This window comes from Nocardioides ureilyticus (assembly GCF_051280745.1).
GTDB lineage: Bacteria > Actinomycetota > Actinomycetes > Propionibacteriales > Nocardioidaceae > Nocardioides.
The window spans coordinates 1-9622 of the sequence record NZ_JBNCOG010000061.1 but is presented as its reverse complement, the minus strand read 5'-3'; the positions used below and the strand labels follow the sequence as shown (position 1 = coordinate 9622).

Genomic DNA, 9622 nt, shown 5'->3' with positions numbered 1-9622 from the left:
CCTCGACCAGCCGCTGCAGCGCGGCCACACCGATGGTGGCCGCGACCGGGGCGAGGTGCCGGTCGACGAACTCCGCGCCCGCCTCCGGTAGCGCCATGGTCCGCCGGGCCACCAGCCGCGCCTTCCACGCCGGGACCTGCACCCGGGTGACGCGCTCCCAGAGCCTGGGCAGGCGGTAGCGCAGCTCCAGCGCCTCGCCGAGGTAGGCGCGGCCGGTGTCGGTGGACATGCCCAGCGCGGCGGCGAACTCCTCGACCGCGAACTCGCTGACCACCGGGGCGCCCTCGCCGGCCAGGCCGACGACCTGGTCCCCGAACCCAGCCGACCACGCAGCCGACCACGCCGCCGACCACGCAGCCGTTCCCACGTGCTCCGCGGGGTGCTGGAGGCACCACTGCACCGCCAGCTCCAGCTGCTCGGCCTCGGCACGGTCCGCCGCCCGGCGCCGTTCCCGGACCGCGGTGAGCACACTGGACGGGGTGTCCAGCTGCTGCTCGAGATCCGCGGCCAACGTCATGGCCTTTAGTTTACTCGAACTCCTGTTCGAGTGCCAGGGGTTGCGCTCGCCTGTGCAGGACGTTCCGGTGCGACGGATTCGTGGTCTCGACAAGCTCGACCACCGAGCCGGGCTCGACCACCGGCCACGCGACGGCCGTGGTCTCGACAAGCTCGACCACCGGACGACCGGGCGCTCAGGTCAGGTCCGCGCGGCCACTTTGCTTCAGCGCCTCGACGACCGCCTTCACCTCCTGTGCCCGGGCCCGGGTCGTGACCAGCAGGGCGTCGGGGGTGTCGACGACCACGGCGTCGTCGAGGCCCACGACCGCCACCAGGCGGCCGGAGCGCGGCACGACCAGCCCGGTGCTGTCGACGCCCTCGACCAGCGAGGGGTCCCCGAGCACCGTGGCGCCGCCGGCAGCCCCGGCCGCCTCGAGGATCGTGGCCAGCGAGTCGAAGTCGCCGACGTCGTCCCAGCCGAAGTCCGAGGGGACCGTCGCGACCCGGCCCGCTGCGGCGGCCGGCTCGGCGACGGCGTGGTCGAGCGCGATCCGCGGGAGGTCCGGCCACAGCTCCTCGAGCCGAGCAGGCTCGGCGGCGATGGCACGCAGCCGCTCCGCGAAGTCGGCGTGCCAGGTCCCCAGGAGGTCGAGCAGCACCGTGGGCCGGACCAGGAACATCCCCGCGTTCCACCGGTAGCGGCCCGTGGCGACGTACTCCGCGGCGACCCCGGACGAGGGCTTCTCGACGAACTCGCGGACCCCGTGGACGCCGGGGTGGCCGGGCAGCTCGTCCCCGAGGTGGATGTAGCCGAACGCCGAGGACGGGAACGTCGGCTCGATGCCGAGCGTCACCAGCCAGTCCTCCCGGGCGACCGCGACCCCGGCGCGGACGCACTCCCGGAACCCCTCCGCGTCGGTGATGACGTGGTCGGCGGCGAAGGAGCCCATCACCGCGTCGGGGTCCCGCCGCTCCAGCAGCGCCGCGGCCAGGCCGATCGCGGCCATCGAGTCGCGCGCCGAGGGCTCGGCGAGCACGGCGTCGTCGGCCAACCGGTCGAGCTGCCCGGTCACGGCCGCACGGTGCGCGCGGCCGGTCACCACGAGGAACCGGTCGCCGGCCAGCGGCGCGAGCCGGTCGTGGGTCTGCTGCAGCAGCGAGCGGCCCGTGCCGGTGAGGTCGCGCAGGAACTTCGGCGACGCCGACCGGGAGAGCGGCCAGAGCCGGGTGCCGGCGCCACCAGCCGGGATCACGGCCCAGAAGCCGTCGAGGGTGCTCATGGGTGGGGAGCCTAGGGTGGGCCGGCGTGACGACCTTCCCTGCCGTCCTCGCCGGCCTGCTGCGCACCGACCCCGGCCGCCCGCTCGTGACCTTCTACGACCACCGCTCCGGGGAGCGCGTGGAGCTCTCGGTCACGACGTACGCCAACTGGGTCGCGAAGGCCTCCTCGCTCCTGGTCGAGGAGCACGACCTCGAGCGCGGCGGCACCCTGCGGGTGGACCTGCCGACCCACTGGCTCGCGACCGTCTTCCTGGGAGCCGCATGGAACGCCGGCCTCACCGTCACCGCCACGGAGGACGCGGACGCGGTGGTCTGCGGGCCCGACCGGCTCGACCACTGGGCCGACCGCGCGGCCGACCTCCCGGTGCTCGCCTGCTCGCTGCTGCCGCTCGGCGTCCGCTTCGCCGACCCGCTGCCGCCCGGGGTCCACGACGTCGGCGTCGAGATCTGGTCGCAGCCGGACTCGTTCGTCCCGTGGGACCCGGTCGAGGAGGACGACCTGGCCCTGGACCTCGACGGTCCGGTGACCCAGGCGGAGCTGTGGAGCGCGGCCGCCGCCGGGAGCCTGCTCTCCGACGGCGGCCGCCTCCTCTCGGACGCGAACCCGGCTTCCCCACCGGGGATCGCCACCTTCGCCGAGCCGCTCGCACGGAGCGGCTCCCTGGTCCTCGTGGTCGGCGCCGACCGGGAGCGGCTCGAGGCGACGTACGCCGCCGAGCGCGCCACCGCCCGCTTCCCCGCGTGACCACCAGGTCTCATCCCACCAGGTCGTAGGCCCCCATCCCCTCGCCGACGAGCCGGCGGGCGCCGAACCCGTCGGCCTTGCCGGGGAGCAGCCACAGCCGCCCGTCGGCCTTGCTGCGCAGGACCAGGTCGGCATGGCCGGCCAGGCCGACGTCGCTGATGCCGACGACCCAGTCGTAGCGCTTCAGGTCCACGTCGAGCCGGCTCGGCGTGGTCAGCCCTCCCGGCCCGTTCCCCGGGTAGAGGAGCAGCCGGTCACCGTCGCGGAAGAGGCTGTCCGGTGCGCCGTCGCCGTTCCACCGCCCCACGGGGACCTGGCGGGCGGCGGCGATGCGGCTGCGCGCCACGTAGCCGGGCCGGAGGCCGTCGAGCCCGGCGCCCGGGTAGAGCCGCATGGCCCCGCCGGCCGGCTGGCCCATCAGGTCCGGCCAGCCGTCGCCGGTCATGTCCCCGACCGCGGCGAGCAGCTGCACGCCGCGGAAGCCGGTGGCGAGGGTCGTCGGGCCGGAGAAGCCGCCGGCGCCGTCGCCGCGACGCAGGAGCAACGTGCCGGTCGAGGCCTCGCGGGTGATCATGTCGGAGTGGCCGTCGCGGTCCCAGTCGCCGGCGTTCAGCAGCGCGTCGGCGGAGCGCACGTCGACCCCGGTCGGCACGGGCGTCGTGGTCTCGAAGGTGCCGGCGTTCTCCAGCACCACCACGGCGTCGCCGCGACGGGCGACCACGTCCGACGCGGCATCGCCGACGACGTCGCCGCCCGCGGTGAGGCCGGTGAGTGCCGTCGTGCGCCCGAGCGGACCGATCCGGCCGCTGAAGCTGCCGTCGCCGCGGCCCTGCAGGAGGAAGGCCCGCCGGTTGTCCCGCCGCTGCACGAAGAGGTCGGCGTGGCCGTCGTGGTTCTGGTCGCCGGCCGCGACGATGGAGGAGTAGGCGCCCCAGCCGCCGGGCACGGCGGCCCGGCTCTGCGGGTCGAGGGCGGCGGCGCCGGAGTGCCGCCACAGCCGGCCGGCGGCGTCGCGCGCCAGCAGGTCCGCGTGGTCGTCGCCGTCCACGTCACCGGGGCCGACCAGCAGGTCGTAGGCGCCCCAGCCGGTGGTGCCCGCCTGCTGGCGGAAGCGGCCGTCGCCGCGGCCGAGGAAGAGGTCGAGCCGGTTGCTTCCGGGCTCGCGGGCCGCCACGTCGTGGTGGCCGTCGCGGTCCAGGTCTCCCACCGGCGTGACCAGGTCGAGGTCGGCGAAGGCGTCGGTGGTGCGCACCGGCTCGCCGAAGCCCCCCGTGCCGTCGGCCGGGCGGACCTCCGCCGTCCCGTCGGCGCGGCGCACCAACAGGTCGGCGCGGCCGTCGCCGGTGAGGTCCGGCGACGCGAGGACCGTGGCGCCGCTCCACCCGGTCGCGACCGTGCGCGGCGCGCGGAGGCGGGTCAGCCCGCCGGTGGGCAGCACGTACGCCTGACCGTCGGTGGTGCTGCGGACGAGCAGGTCGGGGTGCGGCGTACCGGTGACGTCGGACTCCAGCTCGCGACCCGACCAGCCCTGCTGGGCCTGGGTGGCGAGCAGCCGGATCGCGGGCAGCCTCGCGTAGAGGTACTTGCCCGGGCAGGCCGTCGAGCCGGCGTCGCGGTGGCCGTTGATCGCCGGGAAGCTGCGCCGGCCGACCGACTGGCTCGCCGACCTCGCGTCGACCCCGTGGAGGGAGAGCTTCCAGGCGAAGAGGGCGCCGTACGCCGCGACCATGGCGCGCGAGGGCCGCTTGACGTCGAAGTTGCCGATCGCCGACATCGCGAACGAGCTCTCGTTGTAGCCGAGGGTGTGCGCACCGACGACCGGACGGTCGATGCCGCCGGCGCGGCCCTCCCAGATCCGGCCGAACTTGTCGACCAGGTAGTTGTAGCCGACGTCGGACCAGCCGCGGGACTGCGTGTGGTACGCGTAGATGCCGCGCAGGATCGCCGGCACCTCGGCGCGGGTGTAGTCGTTGGCGTTGACCGTGTGGTGGACGAAGCCGGCGTGCACCTCGTAGTAGGTCGGTGCGGCGCGGCGCAGCTTCTCGTTGGCGCCCCACTGCGCGCGGCTGTAGACCACCGGCTTCGGCGTGTACGCCGCGGCGCGCAGCGCGAGCGCGTCGGCGGCGCCCTCGCCGGCCTCGCTGGTCACCGGGGCGGCCTCCGGAGGCGCCGGGGCCTGCGCCGGGCCCCCGTCGAGGGCGTCGGTCTCGAGCTCGGGCCGCTCCTGCGCGACCGCGTCGGCCTCGCCCGGGTCGACGACGGCCAGCCGCATGTCCGGCGGCACGCCGACCTCCGAGCGGACCCGGACCTGGACCGCGTCGACGTCGCCGACGATCAGCTCGGTCGTGCCCGGCCGGGCGCGGCGGCCCTCCGCGCTGTCGGGGTCGGGCGCGTGCTCGTCGTGGTACTCCATGTCGGCCCACGCCGACCAGGCCCCGCCCGTCCGCGTGCGGGCCTCGAAGGCGATCGCGTCGTCCGCGACCTCGGCGCCGTGCTGCCAGGTGACGCCGATGGCGCCGTACCCGGTGACGGGCTGCGGGTCCGCCACGACCGCGGTCCGGCGCGCCGTGCTGGTCGTCCGCGCGTGGAGGGCGCCCGGCGCGACCCGGGCGTGCGCCGGCGCGGTCAGGGCGTACTCGGTCACGACCGGGTCGACGGTTCCGGCGGGGACGACCGAGGGCGTCGCCTGCGCCAGGGCGTACCCGGAGAGCCGGGTCACCTCGATCGCTCCCCCGGCGTCCGCCGGGGCCTCGTGGACCACGTCCAGCGTGATCGTCCGGGCCGCCGGGGTGAGCACGGCGAGGACGGCACCGAGCGCCAGCAGCTGCTGGCAGCCGGTGACGAACCGGTCCTTCGTGGCGAGCATGGGCGACCTACTTCAGTGCGGGGGAAGTTCACACAGGTCGCAACTTTCACACCGGTCACAGACCGGTCGCTAGGTTTCGTGAGTAACTACAATCGTGTAATTTCCACTCGACACGCCGGCCTTTCCCAGAATTGTCAAATTGGTCCGGACCACTCCCAGCCGTCGAGGTGGGGCGCGTACAGGGTCGACGTGGCACGCCTCCAGGGTCGACGTGGGGGGCGTGCCGTCACGCCGACCCACCTCGACCCTGCAGGCGCCCCACTTCGACGAGGAGGGGTCAGACGTCCGAGCCGAGCTCGTCGTCCTCCTGGTCCTCGGGCCGGTCGTTGGCGGCGTCGTCGTACTTGACGTAGCGGATGCCCTCGTCGACGGGGCCGTCGAAGCCGACCCGGCCCTGCTCGAGGACGATCACCCGGTCGCACATCTTGCGCACCGAGCCCGCGGCGTGGCTGACGTAGACGAGCGTCCGTCCGGAGTCGCGGATCTCCTGCATCTTCTCCATGCACTTGCGCTTGAAGGGCTTGTCCCCCACCGCGAGCACCTCGTCGGCGAGGAAGATGTCGGAGTCGACGTGGATCGCGACGGCGAAGCCCAGCCGGGCGAACATGCCGGAGGAGTAGTTGCCGACCGGTGTCTCCAGGAATCGGCCTATGTCGGCGAACTCCACGATGTCGTCGAACTTCCGGCGGGTCTCGGCCTCGGTCATGCCGAGGATCGCGGCGTTGAGGTAGACGTTCTCCCGGCCGGTGAGCTGCGGGTGGAAGCCGGCACCCGTCGCGATGAGGCCGGCGATCCGCCCCCGGGTGAGCACCGTGCCGGAGTCGGGCTTCATCACGCCGTTCACCAGCTTGAGCAGGGTGCTCTTGCCCGAGCCGTTGAGCCCCATCAGCCCGATCGACTCACCTTGCTCCACGGTGAACGAGACGTCGTCGAGCGCCTTGAACGTGTCGCTGATCTCGCGGCCCTTGACCATCGCCACCGCCACCTGCTTGGCGGTGCGGTGGTAGCGCAGCGTGAACTCCTTGCTGACGTTCTGCACGACGATCGAGGTCTCCGGCGAGTACGCCGCGCCGGCTGCGGCGGTCGAGAGGCTCACGAGAGCCGCTCCGGGATCTTGTTCTCCAGCCGGGTGAAGAGCAGCTGGGCCAGCGCGAGGACGACCACCGAGCCGAGCAGCGCTCCCCCGCCGTAGAGGAAGAGGTCCGCGGGGATGTGCTCGGCCGCGGTCGCCTCCGCGTTATCCGTGGTGCCGACCCAGAACGCCCGCTGCACCAGCAGCACCGCGTCCGCGATGGGGTTGAGCAGGTACAGCTCGGCGAACCGGCCGAACCGCTCGTCGACCAGCGTGTAGGGGTAGATCATCGGCACGCCGAAGCGGACGAAGTTCGTCAGGATCGTCACCGCGCTGGAGAAGTCGCGGAAGAAGACGTTGGCGGCGCTGAACATCAGGGCGAGCGCGGTGCCCAGCACCGCGATGATCGCCAGCGCGAGCAGGAACGCCAGCATGCCGACCGGGTCCGGCACCCAGCCGGTGAGCAGGCAGACGACGCTGAGGATCACCAGCTGCGGCCCCACGTGGTAGAGCGAGACCAGCATCGAGGCGACCGGGAACATCTCCTTGGGCATCGCCATCTTCCGCACCAGCGCCTTGTTCCGCACGATCGAGCGGGTCCCGGCGTTGAAGGTCTCGGTGAAGAAGTGGACCACGATCAGGCCGCAGAAGACGTGCACCGCGAAGTTCTCGACGTTGCCGCGCCCGATGATCTCACCGAAGACGAACCAGTAGATGAACAGCTGCGACAGCGGGTTGATGTAGGACCAGACGAACCCGAGGAACGAGCCCTGGTAGCGCGCGCTGATCTCCCGCTGCACCAGCAGCTTGAGCAGGTAGCGCCGCTGCAGGACGTCGAGCAGTCCCGCGGTCGGCGCGGGCGGCGCCAGCGGCGCGTCGACGACGCGCTGCCGCCCGGCCTCAGTCATCGGCGCCGGTCGGTGCGGGCTCCCGGTCCAGCCACGGCTCGAAGGTCTGCTCCCAGGCCTCCGGGGAGGTGATCTCGTCGAGCGCCGTGCGGTAGTCGCGGGCCAGGCGCGGCCACTCGCGCCGGTAGCGCTCGTGGATCTCCACCGTGCGCCGCACCAGCTCGCGGAACTTCTCGGGGTCCCGTCGGTAGAACGCCGCGGACGTGCCGTCGTTCATCGACACGATCGCCGAGTCGAGGGTCCCCAGGCGGTACCACTTGGCGTCCATCGCCCGGATCTCGGCCTCGGGGTGCTCCTCCGCCAGCGGCCGCGGCTTCTTCAGCTGCCGCAGCGGCTGGACGCCGGCGCTGACCAGGGTCGAGAGCCGGCCGGGGATCTCGGAGGTGTCGCGTCCCTTCCGCGGCGGCTTGCTCCGCCGCACCGGCGGGAAGGCCTCGGGGTCGGCCTGCAGCTGGGCGTCGGTGAACTGCTTGCGCAGCGCGTTGACCTCCGGCAGCCGCGTCGGCAGCATCGCGTGCAGCCCGCGGGGGCCGGCGAGGACGTCCTCCATGGCGAGCAGGCGGAGCTCGGCGGTGGAGTACTGCATGGAGACCAGGTGGGCGATCTGGTGGTTCAGGCTCTCCCGGATCATCCGGCCACCCTTGGGGTAGGGCGAGTGCAGCAGCGCGGCGACGAGCCGGTTGCGGTGGTGGAAGTAGGCCTGCCAGTCGAGCGCGTCGTTCTTGTCGGTCCACGGGACGTGCCAGACCGCGGCCCCCGGGAAGGTCACCGTCGGGTAGCCCGCCGCCTTGGCCCGCAGGCCGAACTCCGAGTCGTCCCACTTGATGAAGAGCGGCAGCGACAGACCGACCTCGTCCAGGACGACCCGCGGCACCAGGCACATGAACCAGCCGTTGAAGTCGACGTCGATCCGCTTGTGCAGCCATCGGCTCGAGCGCAGGTTGCGCCCCGCGAAGTCCCAGTCGGTGTGGGTGTCGGGCGCCGACTGCCACCAGAACCGCCAGGGCTGGACGATCTCGCCGAAGCTGTGCAGCCGGGAGCGCGAGTAGATGTTGAACATGTGGCCGCCGACGATCGTGGGTCGCCGCGCGAGGTCGCCGAAGGTGACCGCACGGACGATGCCCTCGGGCTCGCAGACGACGTCGTCGTCCATCATCAGCGTGTACGTCGCGGTGCCCTTGCGCACCGACTCCAGCTGCCCCCGGGCGTACCCGCCCGAGCCGCCGAGGTTGCCCTGCTCGATGACCCGCAGCAGCCCCCCGAGCGCCTCCTGCGCCCGCGGGAACACCTCGGAGCCGGTGACCTTGTCGGTGCCCTGCTCCATCACCATCACGGTGTCGAGGTAGGGCCGCAGCGTCTCGTCCTCCCCGACCTGGGCCAGCAGCTCGGCGCAGAAGTCGGGCCGGTTCATCGTGGTGATCGCGAGGTCGACGGTGCCGTGCTGGACCCGGTCGTCCGGGACCTCCGCGGTCCACTCGGCGGACTCGACGACGACGTCCTCGTCGCCGGCCACGACGTCGTACCAGTACCAGCCGCCGTCGACGAACGGCTTGAGCGTCAGGTCGAAGCTGAAGGTGCTGGTGCCCGAGTCCGTGGTCTCCGCCGCGTCGACGCGCTGGGAGTTGCCCCGCGCCATGGACTTGTAGACGATCACCGTCGCGCCGCTGCCGCGGACCGTGACGGTGAGGGTCACCGCGGTGACGACCGTCCACCGGCGCCAGTAGCTGGCCGGGAACGCGTTGAAGTAGGTGCCGAACGAGAGCCGCTCACCCGACTTCACCCGCAGGCTGGTGCGGGACTCGATCTGGTCGGGGTGGATCGTGCGTCCCGTCGAGGTCGACTGGCGGATGGCCGCGTTGTTGAGCGCCTTCGCCGCGCGGTTGCCGCCGACCTCGTACTTGTCGGCGTCGAGCTTGGCGTCCTCGGGGTCGACGTAGAGCGCCAGGACGTCGGAGTCGCGGTCGAGCGGCAGGACCTGGCGCTGCAGGAGACGCGTGCTCATTCGTCCACTCCTCCGCTGGTGAGCGCCGCGCCCTCGGCGAAGTGCGGACGCAGCTTGTTCTCGAACATCGACAGTGCCGAGCCGATGGCCATGTGCATGTCGAGGTACTTGTAGGTCCCGAGCCGTCCGCCGAAGAGGACCAGCGGCTCCTTCTTGGCCAGCTCCCGGTAGCGGAGCAGCTTCTCCCGGTCGGCCGCGGTGTTGACCGGGTAGTACGGCTCGTCGCCCTCCTCGGCGAAGCGGGAGTACT

The 9622-nt window shown here is 72.7% G+C and carries 7 protein-coding genes and 1 pseudogene; 1 reads left to right on the top strand and 7 read right to left on the bottom strand.

All coding sequences use genetic code 11. From position 1 onward, the window contains the following. Positions 1-517, bottom strand: a pseudogene (locus tag ACSMHG_RS19305) (HNH endonuclease signature motif containing protein); the annotation flags it as partial. A gap of 175 nt (positions 518-692) precedes the next feature. Next, positions 693-1778, bottom strand: coding sequence for a mannose-1-phosphate guanylyltransferase (locus tag ACSMHG_RS19300; protein WP_435748174.1), 1086 nt, complete (start codon positions 1776-1778; stop codon positions 693-695). A gap of 26 nt (positions 1779-1804) precedes the next feature. On the opposite strand from ACSMHG_RS19300, the gene ACSMHG_RS19295 reads away from it, so the two are divergent. Further along, entirely contained in the window at positions 1805-2524 is a 720-nt protein-coding gene (locus ACSMHG_RS19295; RefSeq protein ID WP_435748172.1) for a TIGR03089 family protein, read from the top strand. Positions 2525-2534: 10 nt separating this feature from the next. On the opposite strand, the gene ACSMHG_RS19290 is transcribed toward ACSMHG_RS19295, so the two are convergent. The 5 genes from ACSMHG_RS19290 to ACSMHG_RS19270 all read right to left on the bottom strand — a co-directional run. After that, the gene (locus tag ACSMHG_RS19290; protein WP_435748170.1) at positions 2535-5390 is read right to left on the bottom strand and encodes an FG-GAP-like repeat-containing protein; all 2856 of its coding nucleotides are present in this window, start codon (positions 5388-5390) and stop codon (positions 2535-2537) included. Positions 5391-5667: 277 nt separating this feature from the next. Beyond that, positions 5668-6486, bottom strand: a complete 819-nt coding sequence (locus tag ACSMHG_RS19285; RefSeq protein WP_435748168.1) for an ABC transporter ATP-binding protein — start codon at positions 6484-6486, stop codon at positions 5668-5670. Continuing rightward, positions 6483-7370, bottom strand: a complete 888-nt coding sequence (locus ACSMHG_RS19280) for an ABC transporter permease (protein WP_435748166.1) — start codon at positions 7368-7370, stop codon at positions 6483-6485. Before ACSMHG_RS19280 ends, ACSMHG_RS19285 begins: the two co-directional genes overlap by 4 nt. Further along, the gene (locus ACSMHG_RS19275) at positions 7363-9372 is read right to left on the bottom strand and encodes a glycosyltransferase (RefSeq protein ID WP_435748164.1); all 2010 of its coding nucleotides are present in this window, start codon (positions 9370-9372) and stop codon (positions 7363-7365) included. Before ACSMHG_RS19275 ends, ACSMHG_RS19280 begins: the two co-directional genes overlap by 8 nt. Further along, positions 9369-9622, bottom strand: a 254-nt coding sequence (locus ACSMHG_RS19270; RefSeq protein ID WP_435748162.1) for a UDP-galactopyranose mutase, incomplete at its 5' end; no start/stop codon positions are given. The genes ACSMHG_RS19275 and ACSMHG_RS19270, both read right to left, overlap by 4 nt.

Excerpts from the sequence above, each read along its gene's own strand:
- ACSMHG_RS19280 (WP_435748166.1), bottom strand. The coding sequence starts at position 7,370 with ATGACTGAGGCCGGGCGGCAGCGCGTCGTCGACGCGCCGCTGGCGCCG.
- ACSMHG_RS19300 (WP_435748174.1), bottom strand. The coding sequence starts at position 1,778 with ATGAGCACCCTCGACGGCTTCTGGGCCGTGATCCCGGCTGGTGGCGCC.
- ACSMHG_RS19290 (WP_435748170.1), bottom strand. The coding sequence starts at position 5,390 with ATGCTCGCCACGAAGGACCGGTTCGTCACCGGCTGCCAGCAGCTGCTG.
- ACSMHG_RS19275 (WP_435748164.1), bottom strand. The coding sequence starts at position 9,372 with ATGAGCACGCGTCTCCTGCAGCGCCAGGTCCTGCCGCTCGACCGCGAC.